The 24,402-nt window shown below is 53.9% G+C and carries 19 protein-coding genes; 8 read left to right on the top strand and 11 right to left on the bottom strand.

Annotated elements, in window-relative coordinates:
• Nucleotide 1: 1 nt before the first annotated feature.
• From MFFC18_RS05045 to ispE, 6 genes are all read right to left on the bottom strand, one after another.
• Nucleotides 2-757, bottom strand: a complete 756-nt coding sequence (locus tag MFFC18_RS05045; protein WP_075081783.1) for a type III pantothenate kinase — start codon at nt 755-757, stop codon at nt 2-4.
• Nucleotides 742-1,749, bottom strand: a complete 1,008-nt coding sequence (obgE, locus tag MFFC18_RS05040; RefSeq protein WP_075081784.1) for a GTPase ObgE — start codon at nt 1,747-1,749, stop codon at nt 742-744. The genes MFFC18_RS05045 and obgE overlap by 16 nt, the downstream gene beginning before the upstream one ends.
• A gap of 166 nt (nt 1,750-1,915) precedes the next feature.
• Nucleotides 1,916-2,170, bottom strand: a complete 255-nt coding sequence (gene rpmA / locus MFFC18_RS05035) for a 50S ribosomal protein L27 (protein WP_075081785.1) — start codon at nt 2,168-2,170, stop codon at nt 1,916-1,918.
• A gap of 89 nt (nt 2,171-2,259) precedes the next feature.
• Nucleotides 2,260-3,570 carry a hypothetical protein gene (locus MFFC18_RS05030; protein ID WP_075081786.1) on the bottom strand — a complete coding sequence of 437 codons (1,311 nt, stop codon included), beginning with the start codon at nt 3,568-3,570 and terminating at the stop codon, nt 2,260-2,262.
• A gap of 368 nt (nt 3,571-3,938) precedes the next feature.
• Nucleotides 3,939-4,586 (bottom strand): SpoVG family protein, encoded by a 648-nt coding sequence (locus MFFC18_RS05025; RefSeq protein ID WP_075081787.1) that lies wholly within the window; start codon nt 4,584-4,586, stop codon nt 3,939-3,941.
• A gap of 12 nt (nt 4,587-4,598) precedes the next feature.
• Entirely contained in the window at nt 4,599-5,537 is a 939-nt protein-coding gene (ispE, locus tag MFFC18_RS05020; RefSeq protein WP_075081788.1) for a 4-(cytidine 5'-diphospho)-2-C-methyl-D-erythritol kinase, read from the bottom strand.
• 380 nt (nt 5,538-5,917) lie between these two features.
• On the opposite strand from ispE, the gene MFFC18_RS05015 reads away from it, so the two are divergent.
• From MFFC18_RS05015 to MFFC18_RS05005, 3 genes are all read left to right on the top strand, one after another.
• On the top strand, nt 5,918-6,961 hold the full coding sequence (locus MFFC18_RS05015) for an undecaprenyl phosphate translocase family protein (protein ID WP_075081789.1): 1,044 nt from the start codon (nt 5,918-5,920) through the stop codon (nt 6,959-6,961).
• 231 nt (nt 6,962-7,192) lie between these two features.
• Nucleotides 7,193-7,636 (top strand): helix-turn-helix domain-containing protein, encoded by a 444-nt coding sequence (locus MFFC18_RS05010; RefSeq protein WP_075081790.1) that lies wholly within the window; start codon nt 7,193-7,195, stop codon nt 7,634-7,636.
• Complete coding sequence (locus MFFC18_RS05005) at nt 7,633-8,331, top strand: IS630 family transposase (RefSeq protein WP_075081791.1); 699 nt, start codon at nt 7,633-7,635, stop codon at nt 8,329-8,331. The genes MFFC18_RS05010 and MFFC18_RS05005 overlap by 4 nt, the downstream gene beginning before the upstream one ends.
• Before the next feature lie 7 nt (nt 8,332-8,338).
• On the opposite strand, the gene MFFC18_RS05000 is transcribed toward MFFC18_RS05005, so the two are convergent.
• Together MFFC18_RS05000 and MFFC18_RS04995 are read right to left on the bottom strand one after the other, a co-directional pair.
• Nucleotides 8,339-9,058: a hypothetical protein gene (locus tag MFFC18_RS05000; RefSeq protein ID WP_075081792.1), complete on the bottom strand. Its 720-nt coding sequence runs from the start codon at nt 9,056-9,058 to the stop codon at nt 8,339-8,341.
• Between the two features lie 69 nt (nt 9,059-9,127).
• On the bottom strand, nt 9,128-9,958 hold the full coding sequence (locus tag MFFC18_RS04995) for a class I SAM-dependent methyltransferase (RefSeq protein ID WP_238381122.1): 831 nt from the start codon (nt 9,956-9,958) through the stop codon (nt 9,128-9,130).
• 284 nt (nt 9,959-10,242) lie between these two features.
• On the opposite strand from MFFC18_RS04995, the gene MFFC18_RS04990 reads away from it, so the two are divergent.
• Nucleotides 10,243-11,340: a GNAT family N-acetyltransferase gene (locus MFFC18_RS04990; protein ID WP_075081793.1), complete on the top strand. Its 1,098-nt coding sequence runs from the start codon at nt 10,243-10,245 to the stop codon at nt 11,338-11,340.
• On the opposite strand, the gene MFFC18_RS04985 is transcribed toward MFFC18_RS04990, so the two are convergent.
• The 3 genes from MFFC18_RS04985 to MFFC18_RS04975 all read right to left on the bottom strand — a co-directional run bounded on the left by MFFC18_RS04985 (nt 11,333) and on the right by MFFC18_RS04975 (nt 15,831).
• Nucleotides 11,333-12,949: a hypothetical protein gene (locus MFFC18_RS04985; protein WP_148618651.1), complete on the bottom strand. Its 1,617-nt coding sequence runs from the start codon at nt 12,947-12,949 to the stop codon at nt 11,333-11,335. The two genes, MFFC18_RS04990 and MFFC18_RS04985, sit on opposite strands and share 8 nt — an antisense overlap.
• Before the next feature lie 474 nt (nt 12,950-13,423).
• On the bottom strand, nt 13,424-13,774 hold the full coding sequence (locus MFFC18_RS04980; protein WP_075081796.1) for a 4a-hydroxytetrahydrobiopterin dehydratase: 351 nt from the start codon (nt 13,772-13,774) through the stop codon (nt 13,424-13,426).
• Nucleotides 13,775-13,776: 2 nt separating this feature from the next.
• Nucleotides 13,777-15,831, bottom strand: a complete 2,055-nt coding sequence (locus tag MFFC18_RS04975; protein ID WP_075081797.1) for a tetratricopeptide repeat protein — start codon at nt 15,829-15,831, stop codon at nt 13,777-13,779.
• A gap of 439 nt (nt 15,832-16,270) precedes the next feature.
• On the opposite strand from MFFC18_RS04975, the gene MFFC18_RS04970 reads away from it, so the two are divergent.
• The 4 genes from MFFC18_RS04970 (at nt 16,271) to MFFC18_RS04950 (ending at nt 24,376) form a co-directional block, all read left to right on the top strand.
• On the top strand, nt 16,271-18,625 hold the full coding sequence (locus tag MFFC18_RS04970; protein ID WP_084416706.1) for a sodium-translocating pyrophosphatase: 2,355 nt from the start codon (nt 16,271-16,273) through the stop codon (nt 18,623-18,625).
• Between the two features lie 421 nt (nt 18,626-19,046).
• Complete coding sequence (locus tag MFFC18_RS25220) at nt 19,047-20,033, top strand: hypothetical protein (RefSeq protein ID WP_202907471.1); 987 nt, start codon at nt 19,047-19,049, stop codon at nt 20,031-20,033.
• A 202-nt stretch (nt 20,034-20,235) separates the two neighbouring features.
• Nucleotides 20,236-22,809 carry a DUF5060 domain-containing protein gene (locus MFFC18_RS04955; protein ID WP_084416707.1) on the top strand — a complete coding sequence of 858 codons (2,574 nt, stop codon included), beginning with the start codon at nt 20,236-20,238 and terminating at the stop codon, nt 22,807-22,809.
• A gap of 142 nt (nt 22,810-22,951) precedes the next feature.
• Nucleotides 22,952-24,376, top strand: coding sequence for an aminotransferase class III-fold pyridoxal phosphate-dependent enzyme (locus MFFC18_RS04950; RefSeq protein ID WP_238381124.1), 1,425 nt, complete (start codon nt 22,952-22,954; stop codon nt 24,374-24,376).
• Nucleotides 24,377-24,402 lie beyond the last annotated feature (26 nt).

The following is a 24,402-nucleotide window of genomic DNA, read 5'->3' as shown; positions in this document are numbered from 1 at the left end:
GCTACAGACTTTGCTTGAGGCGAAAAATTGCATCGATCAAAAAGTGCTGACGATACGACCACGATTCGGGCAGCAATGCATGAACGGACGCGAATGCGCCGCCGCAACAGTAAACAACGGCGTCAGGATATTGCTGCTCCAGCGAACGGACCATCGATACGATTCCGAACAGCTGCAACTGATGAACACCCAGCAGAATCGCTGGCTCGGTCGACAACCCAAGAGAGACTTCGGTGCGAAGTTCTGGTGCTGGCTGCTGCGCCAAATCGGGCAGCGCATCGGTTTGAGACGAAACAGCACTCAAACATGTTGCGGTGCCTGGAAAGATGAGTCCGCCGAGGTGCTCGTTGCGCAAAACCACATCGATCGTGACGGCAGTTCCTGCGTCGACGACAATCGCGTTTGCCCCGTCGCCGGCCTGGTCGGCAGCATACCAGGACGCCAGCAGTCGATCGCGACCAAGAGCTTCACGATCGCGAACGTGACTGGCCAGAGAAATTTCATTGGCAGCGACAAGATGGAAGGAGTCGTTCGGACGGTTGGTCAACACCCACGCTTCAAGCCACTCGGTTTGCACTTTGTCGACGCTGCAGACCAGCCACTGCGATCGGGAACCGACATCCCGGGTCGCATCGGATATCAGCTGAGCTCGACCTTCGTCAGGAAGCGATGCATCGACAACAACGACTACCGCCTTCGGATCAACTGCAAGCTTGATCGAGCTGTTGCCGATGTCGACGGCTACCACTGTTTGCATTCGCCACGTTCCTCTTTCAGCTGCGTGACGATCCGATTCAAAAGCGGCGGAAGTCCTTTTCCGGTCACGGCCGAAATCTTGTACACCTGCTCACCAGAGGCCTCGGCCAAATCATCCGCAACGGCATCCGACTCGGGCAACTCACATTTTGACATCACCAGAATTTCGGGACGCTGTCCCAGCGATTCGCTGTACTGCGCCAACTCCTTGCGGATAGATTTCCAATTCTCGACGGGATCCGTCTGATCGGTCGGGAACGGCTCGACCAAATGCACGAGCAGTCCGGACCGTTCAATGTGCTTCAGGAAGTCATGCCCCAGCCCGACACCGTCAGAGGCGCCTTCAATCAGACCAGGAATATCGGCCATCACAAACGTACGCTCCAAATCCAACTGGACCATCCCAAGGTTGGGGTACTTTGTTGTAAACGGATAGTCGGCAATTTCAGGCCGCGCGGCGCTGACGCGACTGAGCAAAGTACTCTTGCCGGCATTCGGCAAACCGATCAGCCCGACGTCAGCGATGACTTTGAGTTCCAACGTAAGCTGACGGACTTCGCCAGGCTGCCCTTCGGTCGCTTGCCGAGGCGCTTGGTTGGTCGATGATTTGAATCGGGTGTTGCCTCGCCCGCCTTTGCCACCACGAGCAGCGATAACCGTTTCGCCATCCGCAAGATCTTTGATCACCAAACCGTTGGTCGAATCCATCACGACCGTGCCTGGTGGAACTTCAATGGCCAGGTCGTCCGCCCCGGCACCGTGTCGACCAGAGCCTTGCCCGTTGTTGCCACTCCTGGCTTTGATGTGATGTTTGTTGGCCAGAGCCACCAAGCTGTTGACGCCAGCTTTGGCGACCAGAATCACACTCCCTCCATCACCGCCGTCGCCACCATCGGGACCTCCGCGTGGGACATATTTCTCGCGTCGGAAACTGATACAGCCGTGGCCGCCTCTTCCGCCGGAAACTTCTACGTGGACTTGGTCTACAAACATGAGATCGCGAACAATGTTCGCGGTGTGAAAAGATAAGGAGTGAAACTTGACGTCTGGTCCGTGCAAGTAAACGACGCAGCGAGCTGGCACATCGTTGCTTGCATAAAAAAAGGATGCCAGAAGGCATCCTGATGTTCATTCGATTGAAGGCAACAGCCTTCTCGCGCTACGCCGTTTCCGGAGCAACAACATTGATGCGGCGCCCCTTGCGATCAAACATGATCTTGCCATCGACCAACGCGAACAGCGTGTAGTCTTTGCCTTGGCCAACGCCTTTTCCTGGATGCCATTTGTTGCCAACCTGACGGATCAGGATATTGCCAGCAACGACCGACTCACCGCCGAACTTTTTGACTCCGCGACGCTGTGCGTTTGAATCGCGACCGTTGCGGCTGGAACCTTGTCCCTTTTTATGAGCCATTTCTCTACCTGAATTTGGTTAAAATCTCGAACTCTGATTCTTGCAATGCCCCGGTTTTTCCCGGACGACATAGGTTTAGTCGGGAAATACTATCGGTAAATCCACATGAAATCAAGGCTTTTAATGAAACGAATGCCTTCAAAATCAGGTTCCCAATACTGAGGCTCGAGAACTAGCTCGATATCCAGCTTCCCTTGCTTGAAAGCCCATTTTTTGCCGTCGATCAGCATATCGACGCCAACATCCCGACTGACAGATTGCCCGGCGTCTGCAAATGCTGTGGCGATCACGTCCGGCAAACTGCCTTTATTAAGAGTCGGAACCAGAGCGGATTTGAAGTCCTTCATGTTCACCATGGCGTCGGTTTCCATGATCAAAACTTTGCGGTCCGCCATTTTGTCGTCGACATAAGCCCGGATGACCGGTCCCGGCAATGCATAGCGACGGGTAATCAGAACTTGCTCTTTGGCACTATCTACCAGTGGAATTCCGAACTGCACGTTGTCTTTCTCTTCTTCGAAATCATCGCCCGGACGCCAGAAATTTAATTGCAGCGTCTTGCGAACGAATCCAACCGATCCGTCTTCGCCGCGTTTGATTCGGTACGCGTTTGTCAGTCCATTAACAAAAACGCTGACGTAGTCGATGTTCGGATTGATGTCTTCCCAGATTGCAACGCCCCAGGCTCCGATGTCGGAATCAGCTTTCACCTTCGGGATCTCAACCTTGGACATCTGAATGCCATCGAGCAGCGGCATCCGCGGGTCTTCCTGGATGCGAATCGCCCGAGCGACGGAAGGACTGACGGTGTCGCGGACAGCTACTTTTTGGTACTGCTTTGTTTTCGGATTGAAAACCCAGCCCTCAAGCGTAAACCGCGGCAGAAAGAAGCGATTCTCCTCCGCAACAGGCTCGCCTTTCTTCAGTTCGTAGGAAACCTGATTTAGCTGAGGACTCTTTTTGACCTGATCATAAGTCAGCGTTTCGCCAAGGTCGCGAACGCGATAAATCATGTACCAGTAGTTTTTGCTTCGTGCGACGCCATCGCTGCCGGTGACCGGAACGCGGATCTGGCGAAGTCCTGTAAACGCAAAATCGTATTGGTAGACGTCGCGATAAAGGATAACCCGGCGGCTCATTCCATAAAGCGTTTCTTCGATCGAGTCTGTTTCCAGTTCGTACTGCTCAGCATCAACGCCCGGCAGTGCCATTGGATACGAGAAGCTGTCCCGTACGTCGAGCTGGCTGGGGATGTCGATGAGGACACCGGGAGCCAGTTTCCGGTGAGTGATTTTGCGTGAAGCGGCGTCCTGAGAAACTGCCGGATTGGCGAACGCAAATTGCATCGCCACGACGGCCAGAATCAGAGTGTGAATACGGTTGAATTTTGCGATTAGCATAGAGCTGCCCAAATTCCGATGGTCAGTTGAAACAGGTTCGCCGTGTTAAGAGCTGCCGGCGAATCAAGTATAGTTGCGGCGTCAAATGGCGGAGAAAATAAAGTCTTACCATCGATAGAATGATCAAACTTGCCCCCCTGATTTTCGCCAAAACGGACCGAAACCAATCGAGTCAATCGTCACAGCCCTGACAAGTCCACGTCGCGATGGACGGCCATCGGGTTTTCGAGGGCAGGGCACGGGATCGCACGGGCTGCCAATTCACGAAAACGCGGGGAAATCAAGGAGTTCAGACGCGTCGAACGCTGCGACTCGCCCTCATTGGTTACGGTTCCGTCGCTGTCTTCGGTCGAACTCGCGGTTTCAGTTCAGTCGAAAATTCCTTCGCCGAAATCGCCGTCGCGGCCCTTTGGCGCATCCGAATCGTCTTCTTCGCCGGCCGGACGGGTCGGTCGATCCGGTTTCGCGTGAGGCTTTGGCGGATCCCTGTGAGCAGCATCAGTACGAGTTTTTGGCTTGGAATCGGACTCGTTTCTGCCGTTGGCCGCATCGTTCCCGGAGTTATCCTTCTCAATTTCATCCGCGGTAACGTTGGGGCCGCTGTCGTAAGATTCGTCATAGCGAGACCGATAGCCGGGCGATCTCGACAGCTGCTGTTCTTTCTCCAGCTCTTCAATGACTCGATTCTGAATCATCTCCCGGCATTTGGCGTTGATCGGATGCGCGATGTCGGCGTAGAGCTTGGCTCGCCCGTCAGGCCCCTGTTGCGGCCGCGCGTGTCGCAGTTTCTGCCCGCATTGGTTGCAATAGTTCGCGCGCATGTGGTTCTTGGTGTGGCACTTGCTGCAATTCGAAGTCAACTTGCGGCTGGGCATGGCGACGAAAGGCCCGGAGTTGCCGTCGATGATTTTCAAGTCGCGCACGACGAAGCACGAATCAAAAGTGATACTGCAAAACCCTCGCAGTCGATCTTCTGACGACTCCATGAGCTTGATTCTGACTTCGGTAATTTCCATCCTGAGTCTCCGCTATCCTGTTTCGACCAACGCCCGGAAAGTCCCTTCCTGACCCAATGTCGAACAGGCAAAAATCGTGCTGCCAGTTTCCAATGTTGCAATTTTCGCGGCGCGATGAGCATCAGCAGCGTTTCGGAAAATACCGAAATAGCTAGATCCACTTCCACTCATCTGATGACCGACACAATCGAGCCGGTCAAACGTATCCTTCAGTTTGCCAATCGCCGGAGTCATCGACATGGCAAACTCTTCGAGCCGGTTGAACAAATTTTCCCCGACTCTGTTCCAACGCCCCATTTGCAGTTCCCGCAATACGGCGTCAGAATTTTTTGGCTGATGGGGAACGGAACATTTTCCATACACCGCAGCCGTCGAAAGCCCCGTGTCGGGTTTGGCAATGACAATCGCCATTCCGGACGGAACGTTCTTTGATTCAATCACCTCCCCTCTTCCAGTACAGAGGCACGAGCCACCGTGAAAAAAGAAAGGAACATCGCTTCCGATTTCCGCCGCAGCCGAATCAAGTTGTTCAGGCGTGAGCCCAAGCTTCCAGATCCAGTTGGCTGCCAGAAGTGCCCCAGCAGCATTGCCAGACGCACCACCAAGCCCGGCGGCCGACGGAATTCGTTTCCGCAGAAAGACATCGCAACCAAGATCCTTTGAGCCATGACGGTCACGAAGACGCGACATGGATTTCAATATCAAATTACGATCGTCATCCGGAATCGATTCCGTTGCGGTACATCCTTCCTGAAAGATGCTTAACCGCAGCAGCCCATCGTCCCGAGCTGAAAACTGGAGGTCGTCAAACAACGACACGGTGGACATAACGGTTTCAACTTCATGGAAACCATCGCCTCGCTTTCCCAGCAATTCAAAAAACAGATTTAATTTGGCGGGAGTCGCAATCCTGATTGAGCGGCCGTCTTGGCCCAGGTGCCGAATCTTCATGTTGTTCAACAAAGGTTGATCGAATTGGTGTTCTCATACCGATCACCTCCAGTGTCTTTCAGAATGCACTTTATCAAATTTGGCTGGTTTTGTCGAAAACAAAATGCGTTTTGTAAAGAACACCATTGTTGCGACGCAGACAATTCAAATAGGGCAATTCTGGCGACCAGTTGGCGACGGTGTGACTTGTTCCCCCCTTGTGCCGCGAGACGTTAAAAATAATCGTGTTGGCCGACCACATGTTCATACTTTTACTCGCACGATCACATTTCCCACCAGGTTCGCAGATTTGGATTTCGCTGGTTTTACCGCAAGCCGGTGTCTTAACATTTCCAGGCGTGCCAATTTCATAGCCGACTTCCTACTTCCAGGTGAAAACAATGGATCCATTTGACTCTCCATCAACTGCGCAAACGACCGTAGAAACAAATGACGACAATTCGCTGGTCGGTTCCGATGAACTTTCCAGCGCAGCATTGATCACCCGATCGACTTACGGCGGAGTTCTGATGGGACTTGCGAATCTTGTACCAGGAATCAGCGGAGGCACGATGCTATTGGCCGCTGGTATCTATCCACGATTCATCAACGCGATTGCAGATGTGACGCGTTTACGTTTTCGATTTCGATCGCTGCTGGTTTTGGGAACCGTCGTTGTGGCCGCAGGAATTGCGATTCTCCTGTTCGCGGGACTGCTGAAAGACCTCGTGGTGGAAAAACGATGGATCATGTACAGCCTGTTCATCGGCTTGACGCTCGGCGGCGTCCCGTTGGTCTACAAAATGGTGAAGCCGCTTTCGAGTAAAAGCATTGCCGCGGCGATCGGCGCGTTCGCTGCCATGGCGGGACTGTTCCTGCTGCAACTTTACGAAGTCACCGGATCGGGGTCCCAGAGTTTTCCAATGATGGTGGTCGCGGGGCTCGCGGGAGCCAGCGCCATGATTTTGCCTGGCGTGTCCGGCGGCTATCTGTTGTTGCTGCTGGGACAGTACGTTCCGATTCTTGGTGGAATCGATCGGTTGAAGGACGCGTTGAAAGCCAGAGACATTTCCGCCGCGATGGAACCTGGGCTGTCGGTCGTGTTGCCGGTCGGGATCGGAGTCGTCCTGGGCGTGGTCGTGGTTGGCAACTTGCTGAAGTGGTTGCTGGAAAAGCATCGCGAGCCCACACTCGGAGCATTGCTCGGTCTGTTACTCGGTTCCACGATCGGTCTGTGGCCGTTTCAGGTTCCTGTCCCACCTCAAGTTGGCGACGAAATCAAAGGCCAGTTGATGACGGTAGAGTTGCTCGCCGAAATCGAAAAAGAAGACTGGAAGACAGAGCGATTTACTCCCAACGCAACGCAGATCGGTGGCTCAATCGGTTTGGTGCTGCTGGGGCTGGGCATCACGATTGGCGTTTCGAAACTGGGCAGCGAAGAGTAGCGAGACTGCAAACCGGCCAGGCGCTGTTTCGTAACTGTGAGCGGCCAGGCACTAGCCGCCGGTACGTTGTGCATTGAAACGGCGGCTATCGCCTTTGCCGCTATGTTTGGCCGCGCTGACAACACGAAAATCAATCAGTCAAACAGCGCCTAGTGTTCTGTCAGTACTAAAGATTGGGATTGATTGTTCGATTGAAAATCGGGATTCTGCACGCAACACAAGGAGGTTGCCATGCAGAAGAAGTATATCGTCCGATTGTCAGAAGCCGAACGTCAAGCGGCAGAGGAAATAGTCAAACGTCTCAAGGGCACGAGTCAGAAAGTTCGCCGGGCCCAAATCCTTCTCCAGTCGGATGCTGATGGTCCGAACTGGACTGACGTTCAGATCGCCGAGGCGTATCGTTGTCGCCGGCAAACAGTTGAGAATGTTCGTCAGCGATTCGTCGAACGAGGTTTTGAAGAGTGTCTCAATCGCAAGAGACGTGATACACCACCGACTCCGAAGCTTCTCGATGGAAAGCAAGAAGCCACAATCGTTGCGATGCGTCTGGGCTCACCACCCAAAGGCTACGCCAACTGGTCGTTGCGACTGCTTGCGCGTAAGGTGGTGGAACTCGGCGTGGCTGAATCGATCAGCCATGAAACGGCTCGCAAGACGATTAAAAAAACGGCATGACCAACAAACGAAAGATCGAATACTGGGTGATTCCCCCGGAAGCCGATGCTGAGTTTGTGGCCAACATGGAGGAAGTGCTCGAGACCTATGAAAAACCGTATGATCCCGGGCATCCGGTGGTCTGCATGGATGAGCAGCCCGTTCAGCTGATCAAGGAAACGCGTCAGCCAGTTGCCGCAACTCGAAACCACCCCAAGCGAGTTGACTACGAATATGAGCGTGCCGGGACGGCCAGCATCTTTATGTTTAATGAACCCCTTGGTGGATGGCGACAAGCAACCGCCCGCGGCCAACGTACCAAAACGGACTGGGCCCAAGAGGTCGCGACCCTGCTGGACACACGCTACGCAGACTGCGATCAAATTACATTGGTTTGCGACAATCTCAACACCCACACCAAGGGTGCGTTCTACGAAGTCTATCCACCTGAAGAGGCCCGTGCTTACGTTCGGAGAATCAACTTCGTCTACACCCCCAAGCATGGAAGTTGGTTAAATGTCGCAGAAAATGAACTCAGTTCATTGACGCGTCAGTGCTTGAAGAACAGACGGATACCAAGCTTGAAAATCCTCAAAACCGAAATCAAAGCGTGGTACAAAGATGTCAACGAGACACAGCGGGGAGTCGATTGGCAAATGAAAATCGACGATGCACGATGCAAACTAAAAAGCGTCTATCCCAAAATTAAGCTTTGACGGACCACTAGGCTTCGGATGATCCAGACTCTTCCGGTTTCTTCATCTCCATGTTCGAAAGATGCAACAGCAACACGTAGCGATCGCCTTTCGTCCGTCCCTCCAGAAAACCGCGATATGGCAAGCTACCGCGGCGAAGGATGAGAGGCTGGTTTGAGTTTGGACCTGCGCCGAGCAACATCATCGAGTCGCGATCTTCGAGGTCTTTGGCCATCGCAAACAGGAAGTCGTAAGTCAAACCGTTGATGTGCGTTAACTGCATCTTGCTGGCAAAGACGAACTTGCGAATCACGTCGGAACGTTTTAAAAACTTGCCCGTCCATTTCAACGGCAGCTCATTGGAAACGTTCTGCGGCACAATCTGCCGCGGCCGACGGTCTTTCTCATTTCCATCCGGATCGCGAATGATCTCGAACTGCTGAACGCGATGCACCAGCTCCTGATCCTTGTTGACGAACACCCGCGACGTTCCCTGCATCGTGATGCCGGTCATCTCAAAGTTAATTTCCGGATCACCATCGATGATCGCCTGGGAGACTTCTTCCAAGCCACCAAACTTTTTCACCAGCGATTCGGTATCGTGGTCCAAAGTCGATTTGAGCAAACGAACGTTGGAAGCCTGTCTGGCCTGAGTATCCACCCATCGGACGCGTAGTGGCGTCGCGACGCTTTCCATGCTGACGACGGCGTCGCGGTCAGAGCTGTTGCTGATGTTTATTTCTGGCATGATTTCAGTCCGAAACAGGGCAGGGTGGACATGAGCATCATAGTATCTGTAGCCTAAACCGTCACGCGATTACAGTTTTCGACTTCGCGTCGCCAGGAAGGTCGAAATGTGAGTGCTTAGTTTGTCGCTGCCGCCCCAGCCATCTTCGTAAAACCCGACCAACTGCATTCCGGCATCCAGTTGAGCACCGATCAGGTCGCTGAGTGAGTGTCCAAACTCGCGAGGTCGTTCGTCGCCCAAGAGTTCGCTTTGCTCCTCCCCAAGATCAGCATCGGAATACGGAATCTTGTGCCGCACAACGAATTCGTCGCGATCCAGTTTGGCCGCGTCGAAAATGTAGTACAGCGGGTTGATCACGCCGGTCATGAACGTGCCGCCGTGCCGCAAAACTCGGGCGACTTCTTTCCAAACAGGAACGACGTCCGGGATGTAGCAAACGCTGCAAGGATTGAGCACCATGTCGAACCGTTCGCTTTCGAACATCGAAAGGTCGGCCATGTCTCCAGAAACGGCTTCGATTTCGAAGCCTTCTCGCTCCGCAATCTCGATGTCCCGTTCAAGCTGCCGTGGGCTGAGATCAAAAACCGTAACCTTGGCGCCGAGTGCGGCCAGAATCGGAGACTGTTGGCCTCCGCCACCGGCGAGCAACAGGATCTCCTTTCCATCCAACGGCTCAAGCCAGTCTCTCGGCACGGCTTTCGTGGGTGTGATCCGAATTCGCCATTCGCCATCTCGTGCTGACTGAATCTGCTCCGACGTCATGGCTCGGTAGTAGCGATCGCCAGCGTCGGCGACACGATCCCAGGCTTGCCGGTTGAACGAAACGACGCCGTCCTCAGGCTTTTCCCCCACTTCGACTCCTTCAAACGGTTTTGTGTTTTGATTGTTTTCTGACGGCACACTGACTCCGGAGCAAATTCAAACTCGCGCGACGAGCGTCGATCGCAAATCCCGGAAACCGTTTCCTTGACCCCAGATCGCGGGCGAACAGTTTCGTTGCAATGGTGCGTTTTCGCAACACGCGTTTCGAGGCTGCATCATTGTAAGGAAAAATTACTGCGAAGAATTTCCATTTTTGGATGGCACGACAATTGTTGGTAGTAGAGTTCTTGATACCGCCAGTTGGCACCCGATGGTGCGCGGATCCAGAAAGCCATCGGAAATAGAATCAGGAATCAGATAATATGGGCACTCAGAAAACTGTGCTTCGAACCGTTCGCTCCGTGGAAGAATTTGCGTCCCTGCAAACACGCTGGGAGCAATTGACTTGCGAGCCGCTCCACAGCTTCGGGTGGCACTTCGCGTGGTGGAACAACTTCCAGCATCTTGGCCAGCTGAATTTGTTCGTGCTGGAAGCTGACGATCAGGTCGTCGGCATCGCGCCTTTTTTTCAGGACCGCTGGAACGGTCAAAAACGACTTCGCTTTCTCGGCAGCGGAAAAACATGCACCGACTACGCGGACCTGATTGTTGCCGATCCGTGGCGCGAACAGTTCACCATCGAGATCGCCAAAGCCGTCGCTTCATCGGCAGCGATGCTGGAAATGGAAGGCGTCGACGGGTCGAGGCCTCAGGACGCGTTCGATAAACCGTTGGGAAATCAGTTTTGGCGATACGACACCGAGCTGGATCCGACGTGGCAGCTAAGCCTGCCGAGCGATTGGGCTGGCTTCATCGCGAGCTCCAAAAAGTCACTCAAACGCAAAATCAAGAAAGCCGTCAAGCGTTTGGACTCGACTGAGTTCGAAGTTCGGTCCTCGTTTGCCGATCTTCCGTTTGAAGATGCATGGGAGCACATCGTTGCGTTGCATCAGAGCCGGTTCGAAAGCAAAGGCGAACCCGGCGCGTTTGCGGACGACAACTTTCGCAATTTCCTACACGACGCCGCCGTAGCGCTGGGCGAAAAACGCCAAGCAGAAATCATCGTCGCCTTCCACGAAGAACAGCCGATCGGCGCTCATCTGGTGCTCCACAGTCCGGGAATTACACAGCTTTACCTGGCGGGAATTCTTGCCGAGAAATCAAAACTCGAACCGGGGCACCTGTTAATCACGTTCGCGGTTCGACGAGCGATCGAACAAGGCTGCGAAGTGTTCGATTTTCTGCGCGGCGATCAGCCGTACAAGCCTTACTGGGGCGCAGTCCCGAATCAGCTAAACAGCATTCGATTCGTTTCACGCTCTACGCTTCCGACACTGCTCAACCAGGGCTTTCGATTTCTCCGCGAGGTCAAGCATCAGCTGGTCGCGGTGAAATCGATGAACCTTTGGTCGGCTACTTAATTCGCCACGGTGGCGTCACCATTTCATCTGTTTCAATAGCCCGGGCCGTGTGCTCGTGAGCCGAGTCATCCAGTTCCGGAATGGCGAGTTGCAAGTTGATCTCTGTCGATGACGGCGGAGTCAGGTTCAGCTGCGGAGCCGCTGGTACAGAGTTCGGTTCAGGCGTGGCCAGCTGAGGAGTTGGAAGCTGCGGAGCTGGCTGAGTCGGCACGCGTTCCGGTGTGATTTCCGCCGCGGCTTGCATCTGCCAATTCTCGATATCCTGAAGTTCTGCATTGTGCTCGCGGAAACGAACGTTGACTTGCTGGTTCTTGATCATTTGCTCGTTCATCGGGATCGCACGAAGCCGAACAGGAATCGTTTTTGGCTGCGTTTCGACGACTTGAGCTTGCGGCTCCTCACGGTGAATCCGGGCTGGCTGCTGAACGATGTTGGCCGACGCCGTCGTTCCGTAGCGCTGCTGGTTCAGTTCTTGAGATGCGACCTGAGCCTGTTGCGGCTGAGCTGTCGTATGCTGCAAGCCACGCAACTGATTGCCGTCGCTGCTGCCTTTGAAGCTGGATTGCAGTGCCGGTACGACAACGCGTGAAATGCTTTTCGACGGCGGGCAATAAACCACATTGCGTTCTACCGGATTCGCTTTGAGAACGATTTTCCCGTCAGAATCTGACTGCGGCTGAGGCAACGGTTTCGCAACAGGCTTGAATCCGCCTCGTCCAAAAAACGAATCGACAGGGTCGTCTTGAGGGATCGCGACTGGCTCAGGCGACTGCGTGACCGCAACTTCCTGCTTCAGATCAACAGCAGGCTCGAAAGGCTTGAATGTCGATTCCGGAGTCTTCCAACTCGAATCAACAGGCTTCTTTGGCTTGAAAGTTTCACCAGGCGTGAAAGTGCTGGCCGGAGCCGGCACGTCCAGCTTTTTCGGAACCGCAGCGGGGGCTGGCTCGGCAGGAACAGGCACTTCGATCGACTTTGGCTTTGGAATGTCAATCTTCGGAGTCTCAGCTTTCGGCGCTTCGACCTTTGCTGGCTCAATCTTCGCAGCTTCGATCTTTGCTGGCTCTACCCTTGGAGCTTCGCTTTTCGTGACCGTCTCTTCGATGCTTGCCTCAGACTTCAATGGCTTGAACTCACCACCGTCGAGAGGTCCGGGCTCGGATTTTGGTGCTTCATAGGACTCCAGTTTCAAGCTGTTGTCGAACGGACGGTCTTCGGGCTGAACTTCGTTGATCACGGGTGCATCGTCGGTGATCGCTGATGCCGCAGGCTTGAACGAGTCGGTTGAAACAACTGGCTCTTGCGGCGGAACTTCGTACAGCTTCCTCGGCTGTGAATCGTCGGACGATGAAGACTGGAACGACTCGCTGGAAGGCGTGTACTGGACGTTCTGACCCGAAGAATATTGCACATCGTGCCCGGACAGAGTTGACGTAGCGGAAACGTCCTCAATATAGCCTCCGCAGCTTCGACAGGTGTAGCAATTGCAACTTCCGTCGGCGGCAACATTGTGGAAACGTGATTGTTGTCTCGGCTTGATCGCACATCCGGGTAGGAAGAATGTGGCGGCGAGAATTAGTACGAGTTGAGTTGGCTTGCGCGAAATCATTTCAGGCCTCTTGGCTCCATTTACCTGTCCAGGCGATATTTCCAAAATAACGCCAGCAGGAGTTGTATTCCGTACGTCAGGTATCGACGATCAAAATCCAATCCATCGGAATTTGAGGTCACGCAGAAACAACCGGCGTTACTGGAACAGGCAAGCGCAAGCGAAGAATCGCGACGAATGAAAGAACCGATTCATTCGTCAAACTTGAAGGCAATCTGTAACGGTCATCGGGATCGTGACGACCATGCGCAGGTCGAAACGCTGCCCAAGAGAGTGCTCGCATCTGGCAAGTGATGGCGAGAATTGCCAGCGATGGGTTGGCCCGCGCCGTTGCGCACAACGGTCGGGCCGGCAGCGGCCCAGCAGTTTTGGAAAACACGATCGGGAAAACGCGATCGCCGATTCCCCTGTCAAAACGAATCGGAATTCTGGGCTTGGTTGAAAAGTGATCGACAATCCCGAGCGATCGCGTCACTACATTTCAATCGCGTCAATCTTGGCGGCAAGGATGAAGTCGTTTTCGCTCAACCCACCGACGGCGTGAGTCCAGATCTCGATCGACACGTTCCGATAGCTTTCGAGATGCAGATCGGGATGGTGAGCCTCTTCTTCGGCAACCTTTCCGACGGCTTCGAAAAAGGCCAAGCCTTCGACAAAGTTCTTCATCGTCCAGTCCTTGCGAATTCGCTGGTTTTCGTGCGTCAAATACCAACCCGGGAGCTTTTCAAGCTGCTCGGTCACGAAAGGCAACGGGCACGGGTCCACACCGCCTTCACAGGGTTCACATTTTTTCCGGTTGAGATCTTCGGCTGATTGAACGTCCATAACTATTTGTCGTCCTTATCGGAATCTTCGTCGTCCGAATCTTCATCGTCCGAATCTTCATCGTCCGAATCTTCATCGTCCGAATCTTTGTCGCCAGGTGTTCCGTCGCCCTCTTCGGCTTTCGCGTCATCCGACTCAGCCTTTTTCTCCGCTTCTTTTTTCGCAGCGTCTTCCTCGGCCTGATTTTCACGCCAAGGCTGCTCTTTGCGATAGCTCTCCAGTTCCTTTTCCAGACTTTCGCGTTGGCTCTTGATTTCCTCTTCAGTCACGAACTCCGTGATCTCACGTTCGCTGTTGACCTTGATTCCTTTTTCGATCCACTCGATCGCTTTCTCGAAATCACCTGATTCAGCGTAGGCTGACGCCAGCGTGCTCAGGATGTGAGGCATTTTGTAGTCAGTGACTTCACAAGCCAAAGTCGCATATTCAATGGCCCGTTTTCCGTCTCGCAGATCATCGAACGTCGAAGTCGAAAGTACCCAGGCGAGATTGTTCAGGACCCCGCTATCGGGAGTGTACTCGAATCCCTGATCGGAAAGCGAAGCTTGCATTTCTTCAATTTGGTCTCCCAGATCGACAGCTTCCTCGTAGTCTTCGATAGCGTTCTCGTGTTCGCCCGTTGACAGGTACGAGTCACCTCGCGATCGCAACACGCCAATCTTTTGAGCCAGGAAGATCGGACGGCTTCGCGGCTGAAGCTCATTCAGCAAACTGGTTGGCATCCGCCGCAGTAGCTCGCTCTGAATTTCAATTGCCTTTTCTGGCTGTTCGTTGAGTGAATAAAGCAATGCCAACCGTTCCATCACGCCAACGCTGTTGGGTTGTTTTTCCAAAACTTTTTCAGCCTCTTCAATCGCCTCTGCAAACTGTTCGCGAGCCGAAAAGAATTGCATTCGCAACAGACGAGTTTCCGAGTCGTACGGATCAAGCTTGACAGCCTGATTTAACACATCGACGGTTTTTTCATCATTTTCCTTATCCGCAAGCAGAATGCGAGCTTTCATTCGCAATGCCGCAATCGAACGATCATCGCGTTCGATCAAACTATCGATGGTCGCCAATGCCTCGTCGTCCTGCTCCAGAACCTGAAGCAATTCAGTCTTCAGCAGATAGAACTTTTCCTGCTCTGGAACCAATTCAATAGCTTTCGTGAAAATACCGACAACAGCTTCCCGGATCTTCTTCGCGTCCGCTTCCAGATCCTCTTTCGACTGCTTCGGGAAGTCGTCGTCTTCCTCTTCCTCTTCCTCTTCCTCTTCCTCTTCCTCTTCGCTTGCATCGGAATCTTCGTCTTCATCTTCACTGTCGCTCTCCAACTGAAACGCTGCGGCTTCTTTCGCATTGGCCAGTTTTGTCAAAGCAACGCCGGTGGCTTCCATGATGGCTGGCTTGCCGTCGTTGATCTCAACGATTCGGTTCGCGTCCTCAATTCCCTGATCGACATCGCCTTCCAGAATCAGGATCGTGCTGCGAGCCCGCAATGCACCGACGTTCGAATCGTTCAGTTCGATGGCTTTGTCCAAATCATCCCGTGCTGCCTCGCGATTGTCTCGCTGAGTCAACATCGAACGCAACAGATAAGCCTCGGACTGCTTTCCGGGCAAGTCTTCGTTCAGCTCGATTGACTGATCAATGGCATAGCGAGCATCGTCAACGTCTCCGCCTTTGAGCAAATTGAGCTTGGCGATCAACAGCCACGCTTCGCCCATGTCGGGATCGAACTCAACGGCCTCCTTGAGCATCTTGACGGCTTTGTTTCGAAAGAACGTCGGGTCACTCTGGCGGCGAATTCGAATCATCAACTGCTCAGCCTGCTCAAACAATGCAGACGCGGCCAAAGTTTTAGCTTCCTCTTCGCCTTCGTCGTCGAGCCCCTTTTCCAGCGCCGACTTGCACAGCTTGACGACCTCTTCATAGTCACCAAGTTTCTCGGCTTTGATTTTGAGATCGAACGCAGACTCAAGGTCCGCATCCCCTGAATCCTGGGCAGCGGACAGCGACGTCATGAGGAGCAGGAAAAACAGGCTTGTGATTCGGATCAGACTTGAAGACCGCATATTGAATTCCAAAATGGGAATATATTGTGACTTAGGGTTCAACGAATTTTAGACAATCCGGTTCGAATAAAGAATCGCATTGCAACTCAATCTGCCCTCAATGTGTTAAACACCGCTCACGAACGTTGGCTTCTACCGAGCCACGATTTTTCAGGTGCGACTTTTTGGCGCCATCTCGCCCCGTGACGATGCGATTCGCTCGCGTAACAATGCAGACCTAAATTATCAGCTTTGACGAAGATTCAAAGAACTGAATTTGATCGCGCACCCGGGCTTCCTTTGAATTATAAAAGTCTGTTTAATAACCGGTTTTCGTCCACTAGAGCCAGATTAGGTCGCGGAACACGCTAGTGACCGTTTCCTTTATGTTGTCTTTACTTCCTTTGCCGTGGCTACCTGCTTATATAGGGTAAGTTCCACTCCATTCAACGATTTGAACATGAACAGATTCTTTACTTTGCTCGCCTCTTTTGGGCTGGTTATCACCTGCTTCCTTCTTTGCCTCTGCGAGACCGCGTTGGCACAGGACACCGTTGCTCCTACTCAGTCGACAGCCTCTGCAGCTTCCATTCCCTGGTACAGCTACGCGATTCCATTGCTGGGTGTTGTCGGATTGGTGTTCACGTTCTGGAAGTCCAAATGGGTCAGCAGCCAGGATGCCGGCAACGAGACGATGCAGCGGATTGCAAAGAATATTACCGAAGGAGCGATGTCGTTCCTGAAGGCTGAGTACAGCGTTCTGTTCGTTTTCGTGGTCGCGGTCGCAATACTTTTGGGCTGGGCTGGAGCGAGACAGGGAGAAATGTCGTCTCCACTGATTGCGTTGTCGTTCGTGCTCGGCGCGTTCTGTTCTGCTCTGGCTGGCTACATTGGAATGCGAGTCGCGACCAAGGCGAACGTTCGCACCACCAACGCAGCCCGAACCGGTTTGGGGACGGCGCTGGAAGTCGCCTTTGCGGGCGGCAGCGTGATGGGCATGGGAGTCGTCGGATTGGGAGTCCTTGGGCTGAGCACGCTGTTCATCGTTTACGCTTCGATGTTTGGCGTCGAATCGAGAGAAAGCCTGACTCGGATCATCACTGTCCTGACCGGTTTCAGCTTTGGAGCATCTTCGATCGCTTTGTTCGCTCGCGTCGGAGGCGGTATCTACACCAAAGCTGCCGACGTCGGCGCGGATCTGGTTGGCAAAGTCGAAGCCGGGATCCCGGAAGACCACCCGCTCAATCCGGCAACGATTGCCGACAACGTGGGCGACAACGTAGGCGACGTTGCTGGAATGGGAGCCGACCTTTTCGAGTCTTACGTTGGGTCGATTATCGGAACAATGGTTTTGGGAACCGCTTTTTATACCTTGCCTGAGTTTGCTGACGCACCACTGTCTGCAGTGATGTTGCCACTGGTTTTGGCAGGCGTTGGAATTCTGACGTCGATTGCGGGAACGTTTCTAGTGAAAGTTAAAGAAGGCGGCAGCCCGCATTTCGCTTTGAACCTTGGTGAAATCGCTTCGGCTCTGGTTCTTCTGGCACTCACGTGGTTCATCATCCAGGGCATGCTTCCGACCGAATGGGTTTATGGCGTCGGTGAAGACGCGATCACGATCACCAGCAACGGAGTGTTCTTCGCGATCCTTTGTGGTTTGGGCGCAGGACTGGCGATCGGAAAAATTACAGAACATTACACAGGAACCGGAACCGGACCGGTGAAGAAGATCGTACGTCAGTCGGTGACCGGCGAAGCCACCAACATCATCGCCGGTGTTGGCGTCGGGATGATGTCGACGGCGCTTCCGATCATCATCATTGCCGTCGCGATCATTGCAGCCAACGAGTTCGCGGGCCTATACGGGATCGCTATCGCGGCCGTGGGAATGTTGTCCAACACGGGTATTCAGTTGGCGGTTGATGCTTACGGTCCAATCTCCGACAACGCTGGAGGGATCGCGCAGATGGCTGAACTTCCACCCGAAGTTCGCGAACGCACGGACAAGCTGGACGCCGTCGGAAACACGACCGCGGCGATTGGCAAAGGATTCGCGATTGGATCTGCAGCCCTGACAGCCCTGGCTTTGTTCGCAGCTTTCAAGACCACTTACGACGCGACGCATCTGGAAACTCCGATCGACACGATTGATATTACGAACCCCTACGTGATGGCTTCGCTGTTCGTCGGAGCCATGTTGCCGTTCATGTTTTCCGCGATGTCGATGGACGCAGTCGGCCGCGCCGCGATGGCGATGATCAAAGAAGTTCGACGTCAGTTCCACGACATTCCAGAACTGAAACAGGCTCTGGATGTGATGAACAAAAACGAGGGCAAGGATTTCAGTGAATGGTCCAAAGCCGATCAGGAGACTTTCGACGCGGCAGATGGAAAAGCCGAATACGGTCGTTGCGTCGCAATTTCGACACGGGCTTCGATCCGCGAAATGATCCTTCCAGGTCTGGTCGCGGTCGCCGTACCTGTCGCTTTTGGTTTCCTGCCAAAGTACGTTGGCATCACCGGCAACACGAATGCTTTGATGCTTGGTGGACTCCTCGCTGGCGTTACCGTCAGCGGCGTGCTGATGGCTCTATTCCAGTCCAACGCCGGCGGCGCATGGGACAACGCCAAGAAGATGATCGAAGAAGGCTTTGAGGTAGACGGCAAGATGCTTGGCAAAGGCAGCGCCGCACATAAAGCCGCCGTCGTTGGCGATACCGTCGGCGATCCGTTCAAGGATACTTCGGGACCATCTCTAAACATCCTGCTGAAACTGATGAGCGTTGTGGCTCTGGTGATCGCGACGCTGATCTAGCGGATGCCTTCCGGGCGTAAAACATCATTGAATTGTTGAGAGGTTCAGGCTGCCGAACGTCCGGGTTGTATCGCCTGGCACGTTCCGGGAGGCGAATCGATGCAACTCGATCGACGCCTGACGGTACTCCCAGCGTCAATATCGGCATCATGCAGATGCATGCGTTTGGATTGTTGAGCCTCAAGAAGCTGTCCGATACTCACATGTATCGCGGGGTTTACTGGCTTTTCAGCTAATTTGACTTCGAAATCCGAATTTGAATCGGCCTTTTGGATTTCGTGTGCATTCCGTGTTTTTCCAATTATTCTGGAAAACTTCAGGTAGGTCTCAGGCCAGCGAATATATTTGAGAAGTCGCACATTCCGGCGTATGCAAGGTGCGCTGGTTCGAATTTAGGAGTTCTTCTCTCATGAGAACATCGATGACAAAACTTACACTCACCCTCGCGGTGGCTGCAATCATGGCGATTGGTTCGCTTTGCGTTGCTCAAGAAACAACTTCAACCGCAGACACAGACAATGCTGCTCCGGTGGAAGTGACGAAAGAAACCCGGGAAGCTGCGAAAGCCAAACGCATCGCTGAAAAGCGTCTCAAGCGAATTTGGAAAACTGCGGTTCCTGTCGAAGGCTTCGAGTCGACCGAACTTTTCCAGGCAATGGAAGAGGGACAGATCGAAGTCCTCATCAAGACAATCGATGAAAAGAAATCGAATGTCATTGTGACCAACAAATCAGAAAAACCACTGGCGATTGAAATGCCAGCCACGTTTGCTGCAGTCCCGACAACCACACTCGCTCAGCTTGGCGGTGGAGGATTCGGTGGCGGTGGTCTTGGTGGCGGCGGTCAAGGCGGCGGTGGCTTCGGCGGCGGCGGTCAAGGCGGCGGTGGCCAGGCCTCTGGTGGCGGCTTCGGCGGTGGTGGTCAAGGCGGCGGCGGCTTCGGCGGCGGCGGTGGTGGCGGCCAGGGTGTTGGCGGTGGAGTCTTCAACATCCCTCCAGGGAAAGTTGGAAAAGTTTCACTGACAACCGTTTGCCTCGAGCACGGAAAACAAAATCCAAACGTCAAAATGGATTACACGATCGTTCCACTTGCCAAGTTCACTTCGGACGGCAAAGTCGCTGAAATCTGTCGCATGCTGGCCAACGATGAAGTTGCTCAGCCAGTCGCACAGGCTGCTGCGTGGAACATCACTGACAATCTCTCATGGCAAAAGATGCTGACACTGAATCGCCTTGAGCGAATGGATGGCTACTTCGAGCGATTCTTCAGTCCAAACCAACTTGCTTTCGCACAACGCGTTGTTGCTGTTGCTGCAGAACGAGCGGAACAGCGTCAGAAGTTGACACAAGACGATGCGGCAACCGTTTCAATCGAAGACGCCCGTGAAGTCTACCGACAGCAGGACTAGTTTCTGCCAAACAGGATTCGAGCCCGACCGATATTGGTCGGGCTTTTTTTATGCGCCCAGTCATCCCCCAAACTCAACTCGATCAACATGCGACTTCAGCAAGCGGTTTCAACGCTGCGAGAAAACCCTGTCTATACACCCGCCGCTTGAATGCTCGGTTCGATACAATGCAGGAATCAAAAACCACCATTGGGATACCAGGATGCAAAAAATCTTTTTGACCGTGTTCGCGCTGGCTATCGTCGGCAGCTGTGCCTTCGCTCAGGATTCGACCAAGTCGATCGTCGACGCAAATTTCCTTGCCGAAGAAAGAGATGGCTTCGTCGCTGTGGAAGCTGAGCATTTCGCCTCGCAGGAAAAAGCTGGCGTCCGCGCGTTTTACCTCACGACGCCAACACAACACCCAAAAGCTGACTCCGACGGCGATCCGCCTCATTGGCTTGGCGCGAGCGGCAATGCCTACGTCGAAATCCTGCCCGACACGCGACGCAACCACAGCGAAAAACTCACCGGCGGAGTTAACTTTTCAAACGTCCCCGGCAAACTCGCGGTACTGAACTATAAAATTCACTTCAACACGCCGGGCCGATACTACGTCTGGGTTCGAGCCTACTCAACGGGATCGGAAGACAACGGACTGCACGTCGGCATCGACGGAACGTGGCCAGAACACGGCCAGCGAATGCAGTGGTGCGACGGAAAACACTCGTGGTGGTGGGAAAGCAAACAGCGAACCGAAAAAGTTCACTGTGGCGTCGCGGATGAAATCTGGATCGACGTTCCGACCGCTGGCGAACACACGATTTCGTTCTCCATGCGAGAAGATGGTTTCGAGTTTGACAAGTTTTTGATGACGACGGACAAGGACTTTCAACGCCCCGCGGACGCCGGCGCGGCGACTGTGCTCAAGTCGGGTTCGGCGCCGGCTTTCGAATTGCCCAGCGGTCCGGCTGGCGACGGCACCGTTTCAGTCGAAGCGGACAAAGTCTGGGATCCGGTGACGATCACCCAATCCGGACCCTACGCCTACGAAACGCATGACTTGCTGGATTCAGCCAAGCCAAACCCGTTCATGGACTATCGGATGGAAGTGACGTTCTCCCAAGGCGATCAATCCTTCACCGTTCCGGGCTACTTTGCTGCTGATGGCAACGCAGCCGAATCTTCTGCCAAATCTGGCAACGCCTGGCGTGCCCATTTCAGCCCTTCAAAAGCTGGCGATTGGAAATACGAAGTCTCTTTCGTTTCCGGCAAAGGCGTGGCGATCGATCCGAATGCAATTGGGACGTCTGTTGCGTCATGCGACGGCAAAAGCGGCACCTTCAAAGTCGACGGGCCGTCGAAACCAGGCAACGGCGACCAGTCGAGAACTGGAATGTTGCTCCCGAAAGCCACGCATCTCGTGTTCGCAGAATCAGGCAAACCGTTTTTCAAAGTCGGTCCAGACGCACCGGAGACGTTGTTGGCGTTTCGCGATTTCGATGGCACACGAACCCTGAAGCCAAAGCCTGGCCCGCTGAAATCGTTCAAGAATCATGTGCAGGATGCGAACGAAACCGATCCGACGTGGAAGAATGGCAAAGGCAAGGGCTTGCTTGGAGCAGTCAACTACCTGGCGAGTAAAGGTTTGAACTCGATGTCGTTCCTGACCTACAACGTCGATGGCGACGGAGCCAACGTCTGGCCTCATGTTTCTCCGACCGACAAAATGCACTTCGATTGCTCCAAACTGGATCAATGGAGTCGCGTTTTCCATCACGCACAGTTTCATAACATCCTGTTGCATTTCAAGTTACAGGAAACTGAGAACGATGATTGGCGACACGGCACCAATTCGGATTCTGGCAAAGAAATCGCAGGTGCTCTCGACGGCGGTAAATGCGGACCACAGCGAAAGCTGTACCTTCGCGAACTTGTGGCGCGATTCGGCCACCTGAACATGTTGGAATGGAATCTCGGCGAAGAGAACACGCAGACGTTCGAGGAACAAATGGCGATGGCTGTTTACCTTGACAGCATCGACGCCTACGGCCACAACATCGCCCTGCACACCTACCCGCAACAACAGGATAAAGTTTACGATCCGTGGTTGGGCAAAGCACCACTAACAGGTCTGTCACTGCAAAACATGTGGGACGCCGTCCACAAGCGAACGTTGCTGTGGGTCAACAAGTCGCGCAACAGCGATCACCCCTGGGTGGTGGCGAACGACGAACAGGGGCAAGCCGACCAAGGCGTCCCTCCGGATCCGGGGTACGCTGGCTTCGACGGCACGGTCACGATGAAGAACGGCAGGAAGTACGACCTGCACGACATCCGTAAGCGAACGCTGTGGGGCAACTTGATGGCGGGCGGCGCGGGAGTCATGTACTACTTTGGCTACGCGTTGCCGGAGAACGATTTGAAGTGCGAGGACTTTCGTTCGCGAGACAAGTCATGGGACTACTGCCAGATCGCGAAAGAGTTTCTGCTCGAAAATGAAATTCCAATCCATGAGCTGAAGAACATGAACGGGCTCGTCGGCAACAAGAACGATGGCTACGGCAACTGGTGTTTGGCCAAGCCCGGCAGCCTGTATCTGGTTTACTTGCCCGAGGGCGGCAAAGTCAGTCTCGAGCTGTCGAAAGAGTCTGTCGATTTTGAAGCGTTCTGGTTCGACCCGGAAAATGGCGGCGAGCTTTCGCCTACAAAGGTCGCGAATCAGCGGGCCGCGACGGAGTTCGATTCCGGCGTCGATGCCGGGAAAGACCGAGTGCTGTTGCTTCGGGCGAAATAGGCATTTCTGGCGTGAGCTGCTGCCGGAGCACTGTTCGTGTTTCGGCAGCGAGGGTGATGGAACGAACCTGGACTGGATGTAATATGTCCAGCCTCTACAATTCGTGCTCTTCCATTTGCCCATCAAGCGTAAGCTCATTTCAATGACAGATTCTCCGATCCTCGCGTCTGACAAACTCAAATCCGATCCGCGACTTCAGCAAGCCAAACAGCTGATCATGGACGCCGTTGCTCAGCATCAAGCGGAGCTGACGACCGTTCGGGCTCCCAACCCGGAACTGGTCGCGGGATACGAAGAGACGCTCGACGCGTTTGGTGCGATCCGCAACGGAAGTCTGTACTTTCCGTATCTCTCCAGCGGAATCGGAAACGGACCGTTTGTGGAACTTGGCGATGGCAGCGTGAAACTGGACTTCATCACGGGCATCGGAGTTCACGGTTACGGTCATAGTCATCCTCTGATGGTCGAAGCCGCGGTCGACAGTGCGGTTGCCGACACAGTCATGCAGGGGAACTTGCAGCAGAATCACGAAAGCTACGAACTGGTCAAACTGCTGACTGAAACCGCGAACGAATCTGGCGCGGAATTGAAGCACTGCTTCCTGACGACCAGCGGCGCGATGGCCAACGAGAACTCGTTGAAGCTCGCGTTCCAGAACAATCATCCGGCCAATCGCGTGATCGCGTTTTCGCATTGCTTCGCCGGGCGCACATTGGCGCTGGCTCAAGTCACCGACAAGGCGAAGTATCGCGTCGGTTTGCCGGACACAATCAACGTGGACTACATTCCGTTTTACGATGAGCAGCAGCCGGAGCGTAGCACTGAGATCGCTGCCAACCATTTGAACTATTTGATCGAGCGGAATCCTGGCAAGCACGCGGCTCTTTGGATGGAATTGATTCAGGGAGAAGGTGGCTACTACCCGGGCACGACCGAGTTTTTCAGGACGTTGACCAAGGTTGCCAAAGCCAACAAAATTTGTGTGATCGCTGACGAAGTTCAAACATTCTGCCGCACGACGCGTCCTTACGCTTTTCAACATTTCGAGTTGGACAAAGAAGTCGACGTGGTGACGATCGGCAAAATTTCGCAGGTTTGTGCGACGCTGTTCACAGACGAATACAAATTCAAACCTGGATTGATCAGTCAAACTTTCACCGGAAGTACGATGGGGATCAATTCGGCGATTGCGATCGTCAAAGGCCTGATCGAGAACGGCAACTTTGGCGCCGACGGAAAGAACCAAAAGCTGCACAATCATTTCGTCGCCGGTCTGAAAAAAGTCGCCGACAAACATCCGGGCACGATTTCCGGACCTCACGGTTGCGGAGGTATGGTGGCCCTGACTCCGCTCGACGGTTCTGCTGAAGCCGCTGCAGCGTTGGCGAAACGACTGTTCGCCGCGGGTTTGATGTCCTTCATGGCCGGCGGAAACCCGTCGCGACTCCGGTTCCTGATGCCGCTTGGCTGCACCGAAACAGCGCACATCGATTTGGCCTGCGAGATCATTGACACCACAATCGGTGAAATGAAACAGGATGCTTCGCTCGCCAAGCACTTCGCTTAGCCCGGTGGTTGCGGCGTCAAGCAAAT

This window comes from Mariniblastus fucicola (genome assembly GCF_008087665.1).
GTDB lineage: Bacteria > Planctomycetota > Planctomycetia > Pirellulales > Pirellulaceae > Mariniblastus > Mariniblastus fucicola.
The sequence above is the reverse complement of the archived record's forward strand: the minus strand, read 5'-3'. Positions and strand labels throughout refer to the sequence as shown.